Here is an 18,932-nt window from a genome sequence, read left to right as displayed (position 1 = left end):
TACCATGGCCCCCAACGATTCGGGGAGGATCCACCATGGACGAGCTGGCGCCGGACGACGCCCGCGAGATTGACGGATACCGGCTGCGCGCCCGCCTGGGCGAGGGCGGTATGGGCGTCGTCTATCTGTCGCACACGCGCGGCGGTCAGCCAGTGGCCCTGAAGGTCGTGCGGCGGGAGTACGCGCAGGACCCCGAGTTCCGGCAGCGCTTCACTCAGGAAGTCACCGCAGCCCGCCGCGTTCAGGGGCCCTACACCGCGCCCGTCCTGGACAGCTTCACCGACGGGCCCGAGCCCTGGCTCGCCGTCAGCTACGTCCCCGGCCCTTCCCTCTCCTCCGCCGTGTACCAGCACGGCGTACTCCCCGTACCGACCGTCCTGCAGCTGATGGCCGGCATCGCCGAAGCCCTGCAGACCATCCACGCCGCCGGTGTCATCCACCGTGACCTCAAGCCCTCGAACGTCCTACTGGCCGCCGACGGCCCCCGTGTCATCGACTTCGGCATCGCCCGCGCCGCCGACACCACCGCACTGACCGGCACGGACGTACGGCTCGGCACACCCGCCTACATGGCCCCCGAGCAGGCCATGGGCGGCGAGGTCACCCCGGCTCTCGACGTCTTCGCTCTCGGCCTCGTGGCGTATTTCGCCGCGACCCGGAAGCATCCGTTCGGCGACGGCTCCTCGCACGCGCTGCTCTACCGCATCGTCTCCAACGAGCCCGACCTCACCGTCTGCCCGGACCAGTTGCGTCCGCTGATCGCCGCCTGTCTCGCCAAGGAGCCCGGCTCCCGGCCGACCCCGGCCCAGCTGGTCGAGGCGTGCGCGTCGCTCGCGGGTACGTCAGGACTCGCCCGGCAGGAGGGGTGGTGGCTGCCGCCCGCCGTCGCGCAGCAGATCGCACAGCAGGAGCGGGAGCAGACGATGCGGCTGCAGAGCGGCTCATCCTCCGCCTCCGGTGCGCACGGCTCATCCGGTGCGCCAGGCTCACCCGGTATACCGGGTTCCTTCGGTGCGCCGGGTTCCTTCGGTGCTCCAGGTGGCCCCTTTACTGCGCCGCCTGTTCCGACGCAGCCCGCCCACTCCCCCGGTGCCGCGTACGCCGCCGCGGTACCGACCCAGCCCGCGCAGAGCCCGGGTGCCGCCTTTGCTGCCGGCGCACCGACCCGGCCGGGCCAGGCTCCGGTGCCGTCCCGGGCCCAGCAGCCGGGGCAGAGCGGCAAGCGCCGCCGTCCGCTCCTCGTTCCCGTGCTCGCCATCGTCGGAGTACTCGCCGTGGGTGGCGGCTCCTTCGCCGCGTACCAGCTGATGGGCAATTCGGACGACAAGGGCGGTACAGCCAAGGGCAGTTCGGACGCCAAGGCCGGGAACAAGCCCGATGCGGGCAGCGAGGCCGACAGCGGCGCCGACAAGGGGCCTGCGGGGCCGAAGACCGAGGCGGGGTGGCAGATCAGCGCGCAGAACAAGCCGTTGACCCTGCGGGCGCCCAAGTACTACCCCAACTCGAAGGACGCCGGCCTTGACTCCGTGTGTCAGCCCGGCGACGTCACCCAGCTCGGTATCAACGACCTGGAACTGAAGCTGAACAGGGAATCCGCGCCGCGCTCCGGCCCCTGGATCACATACACGGACTGCGCGGATCCCCTCAGCATCAATGGCATCCGTCTCGCCGACGGCAGCGGCGGCTTCAGCACCACCACCGAGGAGCGCCCCACCCCCAGCGCGTGCCGTGACTCCGCGCGTGAGGCGAATCTGCCCAACCCGGTCCCGCTGAGCAAGATCCGGAACGACTCGCTCCTCAAGGCCAACACCGGCATCTGTGTCGAGTCCAGCGACGGGCCCGTCACACACCTGTGGATCACCAGGGTCAACAAGGAGCCGGAGAACGACAATCTCCGTACGTACGTGGTGACAGCGACCCAGTGGAAGCCAGAGCTGTAGCGGAAGAGGGCGTGCGCGTCACGCCACCCCGCTCAGCCGACCTCGTTCTCCGCGATCGCGCTGCCCCGCACCGTCACGTCGCCGCCGTAGAACATCCCGGTGAAGACCGGGCTGTAGGTCATCTGGACCTCGACCTCGACCTGGTCGGCGTTGGCCGTCACGCAGTGGGTCGCCGCTACGTCGGGGCCGCTCATGCCCAGCTCGCGGGCGAATGCCTGCGCCCGTGCGCCGCAGTTCTCGTAGTTGATGGGCGCGCCCTTGGCGCCTTCGTATATGCCTTCGCGGTCTATGTCCTGCGCCGCGTAACGCGCCGCCTGTTCCGCGATGTCGGCGGCCCGCTCCCGCTTGGAGATGGACAGGCCGCCGTCGATCACGAAGGCCGAGAGGGAGAGGAAGACCAGCGCGAAGATGATCACGGCGCCCGCGCCCGAGCCGCGGTCGTCCAGGCGTTCGCGGCGGGTCGAGAACCATTCACGAAGGGGGGAGACGGTGCTCATGCCGACCTCCGGAGCGGGTCGAGCGAGGAGCTGAAGCTGGCCTTCAGAGTCGTCGGGACATTCAGGCCGATCATGTCCAACCCCCGGATCTCACAGCTCACTTCGACCGTGAAGAACGGGTCGACCTCGGCCTCGAAGCCATTGCTCGTCTTGACGACGTCGACCGGACCGGAGCAGACGTCCGCGAGGTCGGCCTGCGCGGCCGCCTCCGCCTCGGCCATCGCCGTGCCCGAGTCCTTCTGGATCGAGCCCGCGCGTGCCGCGTCACGTGCCGCTCCGTCGATGGCGCCACGGCCGTCCACGAGCTGACCGAAGGCCACCAGGACCAGGATGAAGAGGATCATCACGGGGGCGAGGATGACCACCTCGATGGTCGACAGCCCCCGGTCGTCACCCGTCCTGAGGACGAGCTCACGGCACCGACGCAGAGCAGCACGTACTCGTACGTTGCCCATCAGCCGCCCTCCCCCTCCTTCACGAACCGCTCCACCGGCCCGGACGACTGCGCGTGCACCGTCAGGTCGAGGCCGGGGAAGACCGAGGGCACCTTCGCGGTGATCTCCACCCCGACCGTGTTCGCCTTCGGCTCGATCGTCTTCACGTCGGGGCCGATCACCAGCTGCGGCCCCAGCTGCCGGATGTAGGCGTCGACCACGTCGCGCGAGTTGCCCCGCCAGCCGCCCGGGTTCTCGTCGGCCGTCGCGCGGGCCTTGCGCGCGCCCGCCTGGGCCGCGGCCTGGGCGACATGGTCCGCGAAGAAGTACAGCGCGAACTGCACCGTCGCGAAGATCATGAAGAAGAGGACCGGAGTGAGCAGCACGAACTCGATCGCGGTCATGCCGGATTCACCGCGGGTGGAGGCTGCCTCCACCCTGCGGCGTACCCATCGCTTCACGCACCCGCGCACTCGTCCCCGCCTTCGTTCCCCGGTAACCGATTGATCAGCTAACCGACCGATCAGCAGGTGCTGCCGGCGTCCGCGCCCTTGATGCACTCGCCGACCTTCTCGGCGCCCGTGCCGAGCGCCTCGTTGATGATCGCGGCGACCACGCCGACGATCGCCACGACGACCGCCGAGATGATGACCCACTCGACCGCGGACGCACCACGGTCGAGCTCGCCGGATCGGGCCCGCTGTACGCGGCCCTGCAGGAAGGTGATCACGAGGTCCAGACCGGGGTTGCCGGTGCTGAAGTTCCGTCCGTTCATGGTGAGTTGTCCTTTCAGGAGTGGGGGGAAGGGTCCCGGGCCGCCGCCGTCCGCCGGCCCGTCCATCGCCGTAGAGATCGCTAGACCTGGAACACGCGCATGGCCGCCGGGAAGATGAGGAAGACCAGGAAGCCTGCACACAGAAGAAGCTGGGCGACGAGCATCGACTGGGACTTCTCGCCCGCGCTGCCCTCGATCTCCGCCATTTCGCGGTGCCGCATCGTCTCGGCACGCGAGGCGAGCGACTCGCGCACCTTGGCGCCGTCGTCCGCCACCAGCGCCAGGGACGCCGACAGGTCCTTGAGCTCCTCGACGCCCAGTTCCTCCCCGAGGGCGCCGAGTGCCTGCCACTGACTGATGCCGGTGATGCGGGCATCGGCAAGCGCCGCGCGGATGCGCCGCGTCGCCCACCCGTCAGAGATCTCCGCCGCGGCCATCAGGGCTTCCGGGAGACCCCGGCCGCCCGCCAGGCTCATCGACACCAGGTCCAGATAGGCGCCGATGACGCGGCGCAGGTCGCGCCGCTTGTTCGCGGCGTCCCTGCGTACTTCCAGATCGGGCAGGAAGAAGAACAATGCGCCGAACATGAGGGCCAGCCAGACGGGGATGATCGGGCTGCGGCCGACCCCCAGCGTCCAGATGACTGCGAACAGGAACGGTCCGAAGAAGACGCCCGTGGCCGCGAGCAGCGTCTTCGTGGCCAGGAACTTCTCCCAGCTGCGATCGAGCACCGCCAGGTCGGCCCGCAGCGAACGCTGTTCCCAGCCCTGCTGCAAGTAGAAGTCGGCGACTCGCGCGCCCACCCGGGCACGGGCCGAGCCGAGCCGGCCCGCGTCGCCCTTGGTGTCGTCGGACGTGGCGCGATGCGACTCATACGCCGCCCCCCGCGCCCGCATCGCATCGATCCGCGCGACAGTGGCGACCGCGCTCCGCTTGGAAGGCATCAGGGCACGTACGAGGGCGTAGATGCCCAGGCCCATGATGGCGCCGATCACTATCGGCATCGTCAGGCTCATCGACGTACCCCCTCAGGATTCCCGTAGGCCTGACCACCCGGCTGCGGCTGCTGCGCCTGCGGCTGCCCGTACGGCCCCGCCTGACCCGTCAGCGGCGCCTGCTCGCCGCCCGTACCAGGGGCGGCCGGCCCCCGAGGCCGCACGAACTGCACGCCCGGCTCGTCCTTGACCAGGAAGCGGTCCGGGGTCTCCACCGTCGAGAGCTTGCGCAGCCACCAGAAGCCGAGTGCGAACAGGCCGCAGACGCAGGCGAGCACGAGCTGACCGACCGCCGTGCCGTAGGGCGAGACGAAGTCGCGGTTGAAGATCGAGAGGCCGAGCACGAACGAGACCGACACCGCGACCACGATCTGCACCGAACGCCGCGTCGACGCGCGCTGCGCCATCACGCGCTGGCGCATGTCGACCTCTTCGCGCGCCGACTTGGCCAGGGCGCCGAGGACCTGACGCAGACCCGGACCGCGCAGCTTCGCGTTCAGGATCAGCGCGGCCACGATGATGTCCGCCGACGCGTCGTCGATCTCGTCGGCGAGGATCTGAAGGGCCTCGGGAAGCGGCGTACGCGCACGCAGCCGGTCCACCAGGGCGTCCAGGTGCGGGCGCAGGACCGGAGCAGCGGCCCGCGCCGAAGCGGGGATCGCCTGCTCCAGGCCGACCGCGCCCGCGATGGTGTCGCGCAGGGACTCCGTCCAGGCGGCGAGGGCCTCGACGCGGCGCATCTGCGCCCGCTCCTCCTTCGCGCCGCCGAACAGCTTGTCCCAGAAGAAGACGAGGATGCCGGACGCGATGCCCGCCACCGCCCATCGCGTGAGGAGAAGGACCACCAGGCCCACGCCGATGGCCAGGGAGCCTCGCTGGCCCGCGAACCGGATGAGTTCGCCCATCCGCTCGCTGGCCCGCTGCTTCTCGTGCTCGGGCTTCACCGGCAGTCCGCGCAGCGCTATGGCGAGGACCGCGAGGCCTCCGCCGACCGCGATGCCGCAGCCCAGTGCGTACAGGACGGGCAGCGAGAAAAGGCCGCCCATCGAGCCGAGTGAGTTCATGTCGTGCTCACCCCCATTGCCCGGCGGGGCGGTAGCCGAATACGGCCAGGTCGTCCATGCAGGCGATCGGCGCGTGCGCCACGACCTGTCCGTTCGGGGCCTCCGCGAAGACCTCGCTGGACAGGACGCGGCCGTCGACGCCGTTGACCTCGCGGACCGAGGTCACCATGCGCTGGAGCTTGCCGCCGGTCTGGTAGTTGTTGCGCCGCTGGATGAAGACGACGAAGTTGACGGCTCCGGCCACCAGCATCTGGCTCGCCTCGATGGGCAGCCGCTCGGTGGCCTGGAGGGCGTACGTCGAGATGCGGTTGAAGACCTCACTCGAACTGTTGGCGTGGATCGTGGAGAGCGAGCCGTCGTTGCCCTGCGACATCGCGTTCAGCATCGTCACGATCTCGTCGCCGAGCACCTCACCGACGATGACCCTCGACGGGTTCATACGCAGCGAACGGCGTACGAGCTCCGCCATCGAAATGGTGCCCTGGCCCTCGGAGTTGGGCAGGCGCTCCTCGAAGGCGACGACGTTCGGGTGCAGATCGGCGTACTGGTCGAGGCCGAGCTCCAGGGCTCGTTCGACGGTCACCAGACGCTCGTGCGGCGGGATCTCGTTGGCGAGGGCCCGCAGCAGAGTCGTCTTTCCGGCGTTCGTGGCGCCCGCGATCATGATGTTCTTGCGGGCCCGCACCGCGCACGCCATGAAGTGCGCGACCTCGGGGGTCACCGTGCCGTTGCCCACCAGGTCCGACATGAAGACCTTGCCCATACGGGCACGACGGATGGAGAGCGCCGGGCGCCGCGTGACGTCCATGACGGCCGACAGACGCGAGCCGTCGGGGAGCCGGAGGTCGAGCTGCGGGTTGGCGGAGTCGAAGGGGCGCGAGGAGAGACCGGAGTAGGCGCCGAGGATCTGGATGAGCTCGATGAGCTCCTCGTCCGTCTCGGCGACCGGGTCGCCTTTGACCTCGCGTCCGTCCGCGTATCCGACGAAGACCTGGTCGTACCCGTTGATGTCGATGTTCTCGACCTCGGGGTCGTCGAGCAGCGGCTGGAGCCGTCCCACTCCGAAGAGCGCGGCATGCACGGCGGCCGCGTACTTCTCCTCGGTGTCGGCGTCCAGCGGGGTGCGCCCGGCGTTGATCTCTATCCGGGCGTACTCCTCCAGGATCTGGGCGATGACCGCGCGGGCGTACTGCCGCTCGTCCTCGCCCGACATGGGGGTGACGCCGGAGACCTGGTCCAGGCGGCGCTGCTCGGCGATGCGGTCACCGGCGTCCTGCCGGAACCGCTTCACGAGCTGGTGATCGACGGGTGTGCTCATCGGCCTGCCCCGTGCACGCCGTGCGCGCCTCCGTGCGTGCCCTGTACGCCCGCGTTCGGGTTGGCCCAGGCGGCGCCGTACTGCTGGTACAGGTCGACGGTGACCTTACGGGCCGAGCGAATGAGCATCGACTTGTCGAGCCGCCCGCGCTTGCGTCCCGCCAACTGCTCGGCGCCGGCCGGGTCCTCGGCGAGCGTGCCGACGACGCGGGCGCCGGTCTGCGCGGCCATCAGCATGTCGTTGACCTGGTGGACGAGCTTGGCGGACGTCGAGGGATCCGCGATCAGGAGTACGCCGATGAGCGGGGTCGCGAGCGACGCGGCCCCGCGCGATCCGCCGTGCAGCTTGGTGGCCAGGGCGGCGGCACGGTCGCGTACGCGCGCGATGGCCTCGGGCTCGGTCCGCGAGACGAGCAGCACGAGGGCCGCCTGCGGGAAGAGCTCGACGGCCGGGGTGTCCCCACTTATACGACCACAGTCGGCAATGACATCTGCGGGCGCGTGCGGGGAGTCGGCGAGCTGCGAGAAGGCACGGCCGAGGGTCGGCCAGAGCCCCGCGAGACCGGCGGCCTGCTCGGCGACACCGAGCCCGACGAGCACTTCGAGGCCGCCGCTCAACGGCTGGGTATGGTCCCAGAGTTGATCGGGCACGAGGCCGCGGCGTGCGGTGGCCGCGATGCTGAGCATCCCGGTGTTGGGGTTGAGCGGTCCGCCGTGCGCGGCGGCACTGCGGTAGACCAGGTCGCCGCCGGCAGGGTCGGTCTCCGCGACGAGGACGCGCCGCGGCCAGACGGCTGCGAGCGCGACGGCCGCGGTGGTGACTCCGGGAGATCCCTTTTCCGCAGCGAGAGCAATGAGCGCCATGTCTCTTCTACTCGCCTCTAGTTGCCGTTGGGAGACACTTGGACGAGGGAGACGGCACCGGCGGAAGCGGCCCTGGTGACGGCAGCCGCGTCGGCGGTGTCCACCTGGAGCGTGACGCCGAGGGCGCCGGTGCTCACGGTGGCGTCGCTCTTGTTCGCGACGTTGCTGACGCGGGCGGCCGAGACGATGGGCGAGTCGCTCGCGCTCGATCCGGCGGAGCCGCTGCTGCTGCCCTTGTCGCCTGCCCCCGAGGCGCCGTCGCCGACCTGGTAGACGTCGACGGTGTCGCCGGCCTTCAGGCCGGACGCGGGGTACTGCCCCTCCTTGAGGGAGACGCCGACCGCGGACTTGCCCGCGGGCAGGCCGCCCTTGCCGGAGAACATCTCGCCGACGGCCACGACACCCTTGGGGATGGTGTTGGTGGCCTTGAGCTTCCTCAGCTGGTTGAGCTGCGACCACTTGATGTAGTTGATGCCCGCGTCGTCGGCGACCATGACGGAGGTGATGTTGTCGTCACTCACCGACTCCCCCGCGGGGATCTCCGCCGTCACCTTCACGACCTCTACGCGGTCGCCCGCGCGCAGCACGAGGACGGTGGCACCGAGGGCGCCGATGAGGATGAGCAGAACGGCCAGGGCGGCGAGTGCCGGTTTGCGCTCGCGAGGCGGCGCGGGAAGGCGCTCACCGACCGCTGGCTGAACCGGCGCGGCGGAACGGCTGTTGCCCGCCCCCGTACGCTCTTGGATCTTCACGCAACTGCTCCCCGCACGCCCAAGAAGATTCGGTCATTTTCAGACACTCGCGACTCTCTTCGCCCGCCTCGGGCGGGCTATTCAGCCCCAGGCACAGTGTCAAGTCATCGCACCGTATCAGCAGCACATAAGCCCCTCAAGGCGCGTTAAGACTGCTGCAGCTCGCACCCCTCATCGTTATCCACGCGCAATCCGTACTCCATGGTTCCCACGCATTCCGGGATTCCGGGTGGAGATGACGATGTGCGGACGCGAATATTTTCCCTTTGCGCAACGGGTGCCGCGAGCGGCGGTGATGAGGAACACCCGGTGCTCGGTGGCCGAGGCAACCGCCGACCATCAGCCGCACGGATGACGCCGGGAGGGACGGAAGTGGTTCCCGGTTGGGCGGAGTTCGGCCATGTGCGGTCGCGCGGGGCGCGATTGGCGCGCGATTGGCGCCTCTTCGGTTCCCCTCTGCCCCGATGAACCCCGGCGCCCGCTTGCCCCTCTCACCATCCGGAACGCCGAGATCCGCAGTGTCGGCGTACCGCGACAGAGACAGCTGTTCTGCCCCACATTGAGAACGAAAGAGAAGTTCACCCCCATGAGACTCTCCTTCCCTTCCTTCCCTTCGTACGTCCGACGCCCCTCACCGGCAACGGCGACATCACGCAAGTCAATGGCGGCAACGGCCGGCGTAGCCACGGCGACGCTCGCCCTGCTGGCCACCGGCACCCCCGCCGCGCAGGCGATCATCGGCGGCACCGAAGTCTCCAACGACGCCTATCCGTTCATGGCGGCGGTGATGGACAAGGGCTCCGGCAGCGCGCTGGACCGCCAGTTCTGCGGCGGCAGCCTGGTGACGCCGGACACGGTGGTGACGGCGGCCCACTGCCTCGTCAACGACGCGGGCAAGCCCCTGAAGCCGAAGAAGCTCCAGGTGGCGGTGGGCCGTACGGTCCTGTCCTCCGCCAACCAGGGCCAGATACGCAATGTGGCTCCGGGCGGAGTGGTGGTCCACCCGCGTTACCTGAAGGGCCAGGAGGCGTACGACGTCGCCTTCATCCAACTCAGCAAGCCGGTAAGGGGAATCTCGCCCATCCCCCTGCCCACCCAGGGCACGGACGCCCTGATCCGCCCCGGCCAGAAGGCCACGGTCGCAGGCTGGGGCAACACGGACACGGACCTCCCGAGCACCCCGGACCGCCTCCGCCAGGTAAAGGTCCCGATCCTCTCGCACGCGGAATGCGGGACGAGTTACGCGGAGTACAACTCAAAGGTCAACTTCTGCGCGGGCGTCGAAACGAAGGATTCCTGCCAGGGAGACAGCGGCGGCCCCATCTTCCGCAACGTCCCCGGCCGCAGGACTCCGATCCAGATCGGCGTCGTCTCTTACGGGGATGGGTGCGGGGCGCAGGGGGCTCCGGGGGTGTACACGTCTCTTAGCTCGTCGAAGCTGTGGAAGACGTTGGATGAGTCGGGGGCGGGGAAGAAGATCAAGCGAGGGATGAACCGCCGCTGAAGCGCCACGCCGACCACGCGGGCGGGGGCACGATCCACGATCCTCGGGGGTGAGGCTCCCCCGCCCGCCCGCCCCCGGGGGTGAGGCTCCCCGCCCGCGCTACTCGTCCCCGGCCCTGCGCCGGCCCACGATGGGCCGCCCGGCGAGCGCCTCGTCGACTTGGTGCTGGAAGAACTCGAAGTTGGAGAGAGCGAAGACGCCGCAGGGGTCGGCACGTTCGGTTATGCGGCGATCGTTCTCGTCGACATAGCCCTTGTAGTACGCGTCGTAGAAACAGTGCTGCTTCAACAGATCACCCGGATTCAATTCCGCGTGCGTCACCGTACGGAAGTAGCCCTTGTACCAAACCCAGCCCATGGTGAAGAAGGGCGGCATTAGCAGCCGGTCGGGGGTGAGCTGTGCCAGGTCAGGAGCCTGGTCGGCCGAGGGAATGTCGTAGATGTACGCAAGGATGCCGCCGGGAAACCGCGCTTCCCGGGTGTCCTCGGCCACCTTGACAATTCGGCCGAAGCGGTAGCTGTCGTCCGCCAAATGGAGAACAAACACATCTCCCGCCAGATGCTGCCGTCGCTGCCCCCGCATCTTCTTCAAGATGTCACCCATTTCGCGCCTCACTCATTCCGAGCTCCGGCCATTCCAAGCCTCGCCCGCCCAAAACTGCCTCAAGCGCGGCCCGCTGCACCTCGGGCAGGCGCTCCCCGAGAGGCTCTTGCCGCGGGCTGTGCTCGCCGTCGCAGATCCAGCTCCGCTCATCGGTGTCGTACGTCCATGTCTCGGCACCCCACATGGGGTGGCCCTTCAGCAACTGGGCAGCCAAACCGTCACAGTCGGGCGTGGCGCCTTGCGCGACCAGCGCTTCGACGACGGCGTCCACGGCCGCGGGCGGCGCGTCCGCGTCTCCCAGCACGGGGAGAAGGAGGAGCAGCCGAGCGTGCGGATCGGTGACTCCGACGGCTTCTGCCGGGGCGTCGAGCAGAGCCGCCAGCTCCGGCCAGCAGAGGCCGGGGCCGATGCGGTCCTGGTCGCCGGAAGTGAGGACAAGGGCACGGGAGGCCGACCAGTCCCGATGCATGAGGAAGTAGTCCGTGGTCGTGAACTCCTCGCCGCTGTTGTAATGCACGAGAATCACGAAGCCCCCGGCGAGCGGCACGGTGAACACCGGCCAGGCCGACCGGTCATGCAGCCGCTCAAGGGCGGCGCCGGCATCCGCGGCATCGACACCGAACGCCTCCGTCGGGAAGCCTTCGCTGAGATCCGCGAGATGAGCGGCCCAGAAGCCCGGAACGTCCAACAGATGCAGGCCGTCCACGACCGGGGCCGATGCGTACCAGTGCCCCGATATCCGCGATCCCCAAACATTTTGAGCAACTGGCTTGCTGGGGTGCGGAATACATCAACTCCGTCGTACAGCAATCGGAGGTCCACCCCCTCGGTATCGGGCCCTGATACATCCACCGCGTTAACCGTTTTCCTGGTTTCTGAGGATCAGGAGGATGTCGAACCCGTCGTTCACGGCCTGAATCTTGACCGTCGGATCGACGGAGGTCGACCCGAACACTCTGACTTCCGCCAGACTTCCGTGACCATCACCAGACTCAGTTCACCTGAAGCTCAGCGTCTGAAGAAGTGCCACTCGATCTCGACCCACCGTCTGCGACTTCTCCCTCAACGTGGCGATCGAGGCGATGGCCGCTCCCACATCGGATGAAAGTAGATCGATGTATTCGAGTTGTTCAGCGACCTCGGATTCCCAAGTAGATTCCCCACTGCCTGCCGCCCGACCCAGGAAGTGCGCAGAATCCACCAGGCAGGAAGAGGTATATTCGACCCATGATGTATCGCGAGTCGCCATGTAGGAGTACGCATAATATAGAGCTGATAGCGCATCTGAGACGTAGGCGTCGACTCCAGATGGCTCGTCCTCCTGCATCAGCTCCGGAAAGGCATAGATCCGTTGCCGAATCTCTTCATATTCGGAATTTCCTGCTGTTTCCGAGCCAATCCGCCACAAGGAATCCAACGACGAAAGATATACGTCGGCATCTTGTGAGCGTCCTTCTTTGCCGCTCAGACCCCAGAAGAATGACGTTGATGCGCGCTCGACACAGCCTGCCAGAAAAATTTGGCACGGGATGGGTGATGCATTCTCCACGAAAGCAGTGAGTCGATGCTGAAGATCTACCACAGGAAGGTCCTAATCTTTGTCCCGGATTCACGCTGAAATACGTCGCCTGTAATTCGCCCGCCAGATGCGCGGATCAGGGGTGCACAAAATTCATCGCATACGCTTCGTGAAGCACCGCCCGCGACAGGAGTCCAGCCGTTCTTGATGATGTGGAGCATCGCATTCTGTTCTGCATGAATTCCGTCAATGTTATCCGCAAGCAGTTCTCCTCTCCGAAGCATACCCTCCTGTGTCTTGTTGAGGCCACGACCGCTGCCAGCCACGACGTCTATGTCGCCATAAGGGGTCCGGGCTCGAATAACGGCAACCGTAGATTTTGATTTAGCAATCGGATGCCCAGCTTGTGCGTGTATTTCAGATGCCCTCTTCGAGAGCTGCTTGGCTACGCAGGGGGTGAGTCCGAGCGGATCAGCCCAGAGAAGAGGGTTGACTGGATAGCTGTACGGGTTCGGGGCCGGAGCAAGGCCTAGCGAATCGGGTGTGTAATATCGACCGACGGCTGGGTCATAGTAACGAAACAGATTGTAATGGAGTCCGCTCTCGGCGTCATAGTATTGACCAGGGAAGCGAAGCGGGCAATCAGTATCGCTGCAGCGAGAGTCCCCAATAGGACTACCCCAAATGTTGGACGAACTACGCCAAGCTATATCGCCGACATCGTCCACAAGTTCCGTTGGAGTACCGACAAGGTCTGTGACAATTTCGAAGAATCGCTCATCGACCTCCTCCTGCGAGATATCCCGTGCACCTCTGCGTTCGACCTGGGTAATTGGGCGATGCGATTCCGGCTCCCACCCCCAAGTGATCGTGCTCTTCTCCAAATTCTCCGCGAACTGCTCTTGCTCTGTGAGTCGGCTCCCGTCCCAAGTGAATATGGTTTGAGAAGAGACGGTCTCCGCGTCATCGGCCAGGAGCTGTTTCGCTATGCGACGTCCAAGCGCGTCATACAGGTAGCGCCAGCTTCGTCCATCCGGAGTGATGACATGCGTGAGCCGGTCGTACGCATCCCACGTGTAGCTCCAGACGTGCCGCCCACCCGACAAAAGTTTCCGGACATGTCGGACCACGCGCCCCTGACCGTCGTACTCATAGCGATCACGGCGAGTCTCCCGGAGACGCGATCCCTCATATCTGCGTGACCCTTGAGGTTCGGTACCGGCAGTTCCATCTGACCATACGGCCCGGCTTAGATTACCCGCGGCATCGTAGGCATAGTCCTCGCTCCATGATTCGGCATCGACGGCAGTAACTCGCCCTTGGGAATCAAGTGTGAAGTTTCTGAATTCGTTCCCCGAGTCACTGATTCCTGTGAGATAACCGTCCGCTCGGTAGCTGAACTGGCGGTGTTTGGTGATCGCTCCTTCCGGATTGATCAAGGACTGGGCCGTGAGCCTGTTCTCGGTTCCCCACTCTTGACGCAACGTAACACCCGTGTCGAGACGTCGTTCCAGTTCACGACCTGCGGTGTCGTAGTCGAATGTGAGAGTGCGTCCGGCAACTTGAAGACTCACGGGACGATCACCCGGGCCCCAAGTCCATTCGTTTGAAACGCCACTTGGCGTGCGCAGGAGAGTTGTACGCCCCAGGCCATCGTAGGCACGTTCAAGTATGCGGCCATTGCAAGTCTCAATTAGCGAGCGACCACAGACGTCCCGCTCGAATACAATTTCTGATTCAGAGTTGGACGCACGCATCATCACCCCGTTCACGTCAAATTCGAATGAGGTGACTTTCCCGCCGGCGCGTTGTTCAACGGTAGCACCACGCGGGTTGTATACGTACTCAACTCGTTGTCCGGCACCGTTGATACGAGCGATGAGTTGGCATGCCGCATCGTACTGATACTGAACGGGTCGGCCGTTGAAGTCGCTCTCTCTGACAAGATTGCCGACAGCGTCATATTCGTATACCCAGGTTCCGAGTGGCGTCGTGACACTCGTCAGGCGAAGTTCGGTGTCGTAGGTGAATTCATTCATCCGCCCATCTGGATCTACTCTGCGGCTGGGCTGATCGAACCCACCAACTTCGTATCGCGTGACTCCATGTTCCGGGTCAACGTGCTCAAGCAGATTTCCTTCAGCATCGTACGTCCAACGCGATTCCGATCCGTCGGGGTCGATGCGCCACGCCGACTCCCCTTCTAGTGTCCAGCCATATCGCGTCTCCTCCTCAGAGGGTTCACAAACTGATGACACACGGCCGAATGAATCACGTCTGATTCGAGTTACGGCCGATAGTGGGCTCGTAGTGGAAATAATCAACCCTGCTGCATCATTAAGGAAGCCATGCGTGTTTCCCAGAGCATCAGTCACTGCCTTCAGATGACCTCGATCGTCGTAATCCAACTCCGTCGTTGCACCGATAGGATCTGTTTCCCTCGTAAGATTCCCGTGACCGTCATACTCTCTCAACCACTGCACACCGTCTGGATCAATAATCCTCGCCGGTAGCCCCAACTCATTGTATTCGGCTACGACCTCCGCCCCGTCGGGGTGGGTGACACAGGTTAGATTTCCATCAAGGTCGTAATTGTACGAGGTGGTGCGGCCAAGCGGGTCGGTAAGAGAAAGCAACTGATCGAAGCGGGTCCACTCGCGCGTCGTGGTGTGTCCAAGGGGATCCGTTTCGGCATGAAGCTGCAGGGCCTCACTGAATTGATAGGTGGTGGTGTGTCCCAAGGAATTTACAGCGAGGGTGGTATTCGTCTCGGTGTTATAGACGTAGGTGTAGTCGAGGATGCCGGACGTTCCGCTTGTACGAACACAATGGTCATCGTCATCATATTCATAGCGATACCAGGTCCTATTTCGATCCTCCCAGCCATCGATTCGGCGACGTTCGTCATAGAATAGCCTTAGTGGAATCCCTGAAGAGTTGTAAATCTCGGCAAGATTCCCTCGGTTGTCGTATGCATAGCGGAGGAGTGTTGGCTGATCGGCGTCATTGAGAAGCGTGAAGGCAGTGACACGACCTCGATCAGTGGAGACGCCTACTCGATAGCCGCCATCGTGAACTAGTTCTTGCGGTTCACCGTTCTGTCCGTAGCTGATCGCGATGGTGTTGTCATTGCGGTCGGACATGCCTGCAAGAGGAAGCTCGGACGACGAGCACCCTGGCACCGACTTGAAGTGCAGAACGAGATTATTTTCCGGCTGGCGGAGGGTCATTGCAGACCCCGGGACGCCATCCCAAAACAGTGGCCAGCGCGGCCCCTCGACAGGTTGGACCGGCTCGTCAGGGTTCGGGACCGGGTAATGAAGGACCATTCCGTCGTCGCTGATGAACCGAACGCCGTCTTTGTCGAGAATGAGACGCTGATCAAGCGTTGAGGTCCAACTCGGCCCGAACCATCGGCCAGCCTTTGTGGAGGTGCGGTGGTGGCGTTCCAGAAGAAGAGGCAGGACACCGGGTAGAGCCACGTCGGTGGCAGACATGACCATCTCGCCAGTGGCCATGTCGATGGGGTCTCCGCAGGTGAAAAGCTTCTTCATCTGCCGACCCATCGCACGGGTGCCCTTACCGAGGCCCTTGGCGCCGAGGGCCAGGCCCTTCATTCCGGTTTTGAGGCCCTTCATGCCCTTGGCGAGGCCGCGGAGTGAGGTCAGCCCCTTCATGCCGGGGATGCAGTCCAGGGCGGCGAAGGCCACGTCGAGCAGCCCTGCTTCCCCCTTGGCGTATTTGTTGAGGGTGTCGGCGAGTACGACGAGGGCGGCGATGAGGACGATCGCGCCCAGGATGGGGCCGCCGATGATCATCGCGATGACGCCGAGGACGGCGACGACGACCTTGCAGACTTCGACGATGGTGTCCCAGTTGTCGGTGACCCAGTCGCCGACCTCCTCCCACCACTTGCGGTTCTGAATACCCGCGTCGGAGGCCTCTTCGAGCTTCTTCTTCGCCGTCCCGGCCGCTTCCTCGCGCATCTTGCGGGCGTCCTCGGCCATCTTCTTCGCGGCATCGAGGTTGCCCTGCGCGGCGGTGACGTCCGACTTGGCCGCCGTCTGGGCCTTCTCCGCCGAAGTGGCGTTGCGGGTGGCGGCCTTGACCTTGTCCGGGTCCGGCTTGGGGACGTCCTTGTCCTTGGACCCGCCGTCGTCCTTGTACTTGTCGGCTTCCTTGCCCGCCTTGTCCACCCAGGAGTCCGCCGAGGTCAGGCGGGTCTGCGCGGAGGACAAGTCACCTTGCGCCTCGCGGCCCTTGGCCAGGGCCTTGTCCGCCAGGGCCTGGGCTCGCTCCAGCTCCGGCCAGTACGTGGACAGCGCGTCGCCGGCCATCTCGTAGCTCTTCTTGAGCTTCTTCAGCTTGCCCGGCGCGTCCTCGAACTCCGCCGTGAACGACTCCGCCGTCTTGCCCGCCCAGGTGAGGATCGCGTCCTCGCCCGCCATCCCCTTGATGTCCCGGAGCACCTTCGACACGTCGTCGGCGAAGTCGTGCAGGTTCTTCGCCAGGTTGCGGACGCGGTCCGGATCGCCGGGCGTTGGGTCCTTGTCCAGGTCCAGGACGTGCCAATCCGCCGGACGATTCCCCGCCATCCCGCAACCCCCGCCGCTTCCGCCTCGCAAGTATCCGTACGCACATGCGAAGTTACTAGCCGTGTACGGAGGATGGGAAGGCGGCAGGGCCGACGGGGCTTCACCCGCTTGGCCCGCCTATTCCGCGAAGCGGAACGTCGACGTCACCGCGTCGAAGATGTCGAAGAACGACTCCGCCAGGTCCAGGACCTGGCTGCTCCCCGCCACCAGTGCGACCTTGCCCTCCTGGCCCGGCACCGGAATGAACGTCTGCATCAGTACGACGCGGATCGTGCGGTCGTCGCCGGGGACCGAGACGTCCTCGATGCCGTACGTGCGGGCCGCCAGCCCAACGCCCGGTATCTCGACCGTCTTCACCTTCCGGTACGTGTCGCCCTCGCGCTTGGCCTCCCGTACGCCGAGCTGGGCCACGATCGCCGCGGGGTCGGTCGGCATGACGTCGCCGTTCGACGTGCGGGCGCCGACCAGGGAGACCGTGACCGAGCCGGTGACCGGCACGTCGCCGCCGAAGCTCTCCGCCATGCAGCCGCAGTACAGGGCGCCGGACTGCCACGCCTCCTTGGAGGCCTTGCGCAGGAAGCCCTCGAAGGCGCCCCGGTGCGGTTCGAGCTCGGGGCGCTCGCGTATGCGGTCGTTGATCATCTGCCGGATGCTGGCGTCGCGCGACTCCGGGCGGACGTCGAACTCCCACCAGGTCTCCGGCACCTTGATGCTGAATCCGCCGCGGGCGATGGTCTGCGCTTCGGTGTAGCGGGCCATGCTGTTGTCCCCGTCCCCTGTGTCGTTCCGTCGACTGCCGACAGTCGACTGTCGCCGTCAGCGTACGAGGCGTGCAGAGTCAGTCCCCGCTGCCTGGGGTTTCCGGGAGCGGGTCGGCGACGAAGGTTCCCTTGCCGTGGACCGTGACGATGAGTCCGCGCTCGCGGAGTTCTTGAGCTGCGCGGCGGACCGTCAAGTACGCGACTCCGTACTCGGCCGCGAGGTCCCGCTCGGCGGGCAGCCGGGCTCCAGGACGCAGTTCACCGGCGGCGATACGCGCAGCGATGTGGTCGGCAATGGCGACGTACACCAGTTGCGGACCCTGCGGGTCGAAGTCCGGGACCCTGCTCTGCCCACTCATGGAGCCACCGTAAGCACCGCTGACCTGCAGAAACCATCCAAGAGCTATACATAGCTATATGCGGCTTGCTAGCCTTGTGGCGTACGCAACACAGACCCCGGCGACGGCTGGCACCGCCCCGGGGCATGGCCAACGCTGCTCAAGGAGCGTCGACATGAGCGACCCTATCGTTCGATTCCTGGGACGGATGCTTGCCGCATTCGCCCCGCGTCCTCGGGGCCGGCACCGGCTTGCAGCCGCCCCGCGTCCACTCGTCCCCCCGCCCCCGCCCCGCTTCACCGAGCGCCTCGACGGTCGCGCGTCGGCCCTCGTCCGCCCCTACGTGCTCGCGCCGAGCGAGACCCGGCTCCAGCGCGAACGCCGCCGCGCCCTCTACCTGGCGACCCTAGGCATCGACACCGGCCCGCGCCGCATTCACGGCGTAGCGGTGGCCGCGCGGTGAACCCGCGTCCTCCGGTGCGGATGTGTGCCCGGTGCCAGTGCACCACCGACGCACCCGTTCTCGTACACGAAGTACATGCGGCGACCGGGCCGGGGTTCAACGTGTATGCGTGCGGGGAGTGTGCCGCGTCCTATCCGCCGTCCGTCGATGTCCTGGAGCTGCTTGAGCTGGCGGCCGCCCCGGTCCGGCGCCCCCCGTCCCGCCTCACCCTCCGCGTCTACAAGGTCAATGCCGACGGAGTCGTCATCGAGGACCGCGGCGAGGTCGAGGTCGTCGCGGACGGCGACGACGCGCATCGGCTCCTGTCCGGGGGCTGACCCGGCCGAGGTGTGCGTTGCAGGAAAGTCCCGCTGCGGGGGCGGTTTTGCCGCATTTCGCCGGGACTTTTCTGCAATCCGTCCACTCGCCGGGAGGGAGGGAGGGAGGGAGGGAGGGCCGGGGGGAGCCGGGCGGGAAGGGACGGCGCGGGGGCAGGACGGTGCGTGGAGAGGTCATCGAGGGGAGCGTCCGA

General features: G+C 66.1%; 19 protein-coding genes. 4 read left to right on the top strand and 15 right to left on the bottom strand.

From position 1 onward, the window contains the following. The first annotated feature begins 35 nt into the window (after positions 1–35). Positions 36–1,940 carry a serine/threonine protein kinase gene (locus ACWFR3_RS32040; protein ID WP_453738166.1) on the top strand — a complete coding sequence of 635 codons (1,905 nt, stop codon included), beginning with the start codon at positions 36–38 and terminating at the stop codon, positions 1,938–1,940. Positions 1,941–1,972: 32 nt separating this feature from the next. On the opposite strand, the gene ACWFR3_RS32035 is transcribed toward ACWFR3_RS32040, so the two are convergent. The 9 genes from ACWFR3_RS32035 to ACWFR3_RS31995 form a co-directional block, all read right to left on the bottom strand. Then, a complete protein-coding gene (locus ACWFR3_RS32035) occupies positions 1,973–2,437 on the bottom strand; it encodes a Tad domain-containing protein (RefSeq protein ID WP_453738165.1) in 465 nt (154 codons plus the stop codon). Next, positions 2,434–2,892: a TadE/TadG family type IV pilus assembly protein gene (locus ACWFR3_RS32030; protein ID WP_453738164.1), complete on the bottom strand. Its 459-nt coding sequence runs from the start codon at positions 2,890–2,892 to the stop codon at positions 2,434–2,436. Before ACWFR3_RS32030 ends, ACWFR3_RS32035 begins: the two co-directional genes overlap by 4 nt. After that, complete coding sequence (locus ACWFR3_RS32025) at positions 2,892–3,275, bottom strand: TadE family protein (protein ID WP_453738163.1); 384 nt, start codon at positions 3,273–3,275, stop codon at positions 2,892–2,894. Before ACWFR3_RS32025 ends, ACWFR3_RS32030 begins: the two co-directional genes overlap by 1 nt. A 119-nt stretch (positions 3,276–3,394) precedes the next feature. Continuing rightward, positions 3,395–3,646: a hypothetical protein gene (locus ACWFR3_RS32020; protein WP_453738162.1), complete on the bottom strand. Its 252-nt coding sequence runs from the start codon at positions 3,644–3,646 to the stop codon at positions 3,395–3,397. Positions 3,647–3,726: 80 nt separating this feature from the next. After that, positions 3,727–4,662 carry a type II secretion system F family protein gene (locus ACWFR3_RS32015; protein WP_453738161.1) on the bottom strand — a complete coding sequence of 312 codons (936 nt, stop codon included), beginning with the start codon at positions 4,660–4,662 and terminating at the stop codon, positions 3,727–3,729. Beyond that, the gene (locus ACWFR3_RS32010; RefSeq protein ID WP_453738160.1) at positions 4,659–5,705 is read right to left on the bottom strand and encodes a type II secretion system F family protein; all 1,047 of its coding nucleotides are present in this window, start codon (positions 5,703–5,705) and stop codon (positions 4,659–4,661) included. Before ACWFR3_RS32010 ends, ACWFR3_RS32015 begins: the two co-directional genes overlap by 4 nt. Positions 5,706–5,712: 7 nt before the next feature. Continuing rightward, positions 5,713–7,023 carry a CpaF family protein gene (locus ACWFR3_RS32005; protein WP_453738159.1) on the bottom strand — a complete coding sequence of 437 codons (1,311 nt, stop codon included), beginning with the start codon at positions 7,021–7,023 and terminating at the stop codon, positions 5,713–5,715. After that, entirely contained in the window at positions 7,020–7,886 is an 867-nt protein-coding gene (locus ACWFR3_RS32000) for a hypothetical protein (RefSeq protein WP_453738158.1), read from the bottom strand. Before ACWFR3_RS32000 ends, ACWFR3_RS32005 begins: the two co-directional genes overlap by 4 nt. Positions 7,887–7,903: 17 nt before the next feature. Next, complete coding sequence (locus ACWFR3_RS31995; protein ID WP_453738157.1) at positions 7,904–8,638, bottom strand: RcpC/CpaB family pilus assembly protein; 735 nt, start codon at positions 8,636–8,638, stop codon at positions 7,904–7,906. A 661-nt stretch (positions 8,639–9,299) separates the two neighbouring features. Here ACWFR3_RS31995 and ACWFR3_RS31990 point away from each other — a divergent pair. Then, positions 9,300–10,142 carry a S1 family peptidase gene (locus ACWFR3_RS31990; protein WP_453738156.1) on the top strand — a complete coding sequence of 281 codons (843 nt, stop codon included), beginning with the start codon at positions 9,300–9,302 and terminating at the stop codon, positions 10,140–10,142. Positions 10,143–10,241: 99 nt separating this feature from the next. Here the strand turns inward: ACWFR3_RS31990 and ACWFR3_RS31985 are convergent, their stop codons facing one another. The 6 genes from ACWFR3_RS31985 to ACWFR3_RS31960 all read right to left on the bottom strand — a co-directional run bounded on the left by ACWFR3_RS31985 (position 10,242) and on the right by ACWFR3_RS31960 (position 17,979). Next, a complete protein-coding gene (locus tag ACWFR3_RS31985) occupies positions 10,242–10,745 on the bottom strand; it encodes an Imm26 family immunity protein (protein ID WP_453738155.1) in 504 nt (167 codons plus the stop codon). Further along, complete coding sequence (locus ACWFR3_RS31980; RefSeq protein ID WP_453738154.1) at positions 10,738–11,451, bottom strand: hypothetical protein; 714 nt, start codon at positions 11,449–11,451, stop codon at positions 10,738–10,740. Before ACWFR3_RS31980 ends, ACWFR3_RS31985 begins: the two co-directional genes overlap by 8 nt. 291 nt (positions 11,452–11,742) lie before the next feature. Continuing rightward, positions 11,743–12,294, bottom strand: a complete 552-nt coding sequence (locus ACWFR3_RS31975; RefSeq protein WP_453738153.1) for a hypothetical protein — start codon at positions 12,292–12,294, stop codon at positions 11,743–11,745. 26 nt (positions 12,295–12,320) lie between these two features. Beyond that, entirely contained in the window at positions 12,321–16,859 is a 4,539-nt protein-coding gene (locus ACWFR3_RS31970) for a DUF6531 domain-containing protein (RefSeq protein WP_453738152.1), read from the bottom strand. Between the two features lie 117 nt (positions 16,860–16,976). Continuing rightward, positions 16,977–17,618 (bottom strand): hypothetical protein, encoded by a 642-nt coding sequence (locus ACWFR3_RS31965; RefSeq protein ID WP_453738151.1) that lies wholly within the window; start codon positions 17,616–17,618, stop codon positions 16,977–16,979. Positions 17,619–17,697: 79 nt separating this feature from the next. Continuing rightward, entirely contained in the window at positions 17,698–17,979 is a 282-nt protein-coding gene (locus ACWFR3_RS31960) for a GntR family transcriptional regulator (protein WP_453738150.1), read from the bottom strand. A 154-nt stretch (positions 17,980–18,133) separates the two neighbouring features. Between ACWFR3_RS31960 and ACWFR3_RS31955 the strand changes: the two genes are divergently transcribed. Next, complete coding sequence (locus ACWFR3_RS31955; protein ID WP_453738149.1) at positions 18,134–18,421, top strand: hypothetical protein; 288 nt, start codon at positions 18,134–18,136, stop codon at positions 18,419–18,421. A 101-nt stretch (positions 18,422–18,522) separates the two neighbouring features. Continuing rightward, positions 18,523–18,738, top strand: coding sequence for a hypothetical protein (locus ACWFR3_RS31950; protein ID WP_453738148.1), 216 nt, complete (start codon positions 18,523–18,525; stop codon positions 18,736–18,738). Positions 18,739–18,932 lie beyond the last annotated feature (194 nt).

The sequence above is a fragment of the Streptomyces sp. NPDC055189 genome, assembly GCF_053606765.1.
The sequence above is the reverse complement of the archived record's forward strand: the minus strand, read 5'-3'. Positions and strand labels throughout refer to the sequence as shown.

What these genes read in the sequence shown, in the direction of transcription:
- ACWFR3_RS32025 (WP_453738163.1), bottom strand. Translation starts at nt 3,275, where the DNA reads ATGACCGCGATCGAGTTCGTGCTGCTCACTCCGGTCCTCTTCTTCATG.
- ACWFR3_RS32020 (WP_453738162.1), bottom strand. Translation starts at nt 3,646, where the DNA reads ATGAACGGACGGAACTTCAGCACCGGCAACCCCGGTCTGGACCTCGTG.
- ACWFR3_RS31985 (WP_453738155.1), bottom strand. Translation starts at nt 10,745, where the DNA reads ATGGGTGACATCTTGAAGAAGATGCGGGGGCAGCGACGGCAGCATCTG.
- ACWFR3_RS31955 (WP_453738149.1), top strand. Translation starts at nt 18,134, where the DNA reads ATGAGCGACCCTATCGTTCGATTCCTGGGACGGATGCTTGCCGCATTC.
- ACWFR3_RS32000 (WP_453738158.1), bottom strand. Translation starts at nt 7,886, where the DNA reads ATGGCGCTCATTGCTCTCGCTGCGGAAAAGGGATCTCCCGGAGTCACC.
- ACWFR3_RS32005 (WP_453738159.1), bottom strand. Translation starts at nt 7,023, where the DNA reads ATGAGCACACCCGTCGATCACCAGCTCGTGAAGCGGTTCCGGCAGGAC.
- ACWFR3_RS32035 (WP_453738165.1), bottom strand. Translation starts at nt 2,437, where the DNA reads ATGAGCACCGTCTCCCCCCTTCGTGAATGGTTCTCGACCCGCCGCGAA.
- ACWFR3_RS32030 (WP_453738164.1), bottom strand. Translation starts at nt 2,892, where the DNA reads ATGGGCAACGTACGAGTACGTGCTGCTCTGCGTCGGTGCCGTGAGCTC.
- ACWFR3_RS31970 (WP_453738152.1), bottom strand. Translation starts at nt 16,859, where the DNA reads ATGGCGGGGAATCGTCCGGCGGATTGGCACGTCCTGGACCTGGACAAG.
- ACWFR3_RS31960 (WP_453738150.1), bottom strand. Translation starts at nt 17,979, where the DNA reads ATGAGTGGGCAGAGCAGGGTCCCGGACTTCGACCCGCAGGGTCCGCAA.
- ACWFR3_RS31965 (WP_453738151.1), bottom strand. Translation starts at nt 17,618, where the DNA reads ATGGCCCGCTACACCGAAGCGCAGACCATCGCCCGCGGCGGATTCAGC.
- ACWFR3_RS32015 (WP_453738161.1), bottom strand. Translation starts at nt 4,662, where the DNA reads ATGAGCCTGACGATGCCGATAGTGATCGGCGCCATCATGGGCCTGGGC.
- ACWFR3_RS31990 (WP_453738156.1), top strand. Translation starts at nt 9,300, where the DNA reads ATGGCGGCAACGGCCGGCGTAGCCACGGCGACGCTCGCCCTGCTGGCC.
- ACWFR3_RS32040 (WP_453738166.1), top strand. Translation starts at nt 36, where the DNA reads ATGGACGAGCTGGCGCCGGACGACGCCCGCGAGATTGACGGATACCGG.
- ACWFR3_RS32010 (WP_453738160.1), bottom strand. Translation starts at nt 5,705, where the DNA reads ATGAACTCACTCGGCTCGATGGGCGGCCTTTTCTCGCTGCCCGTCCTG.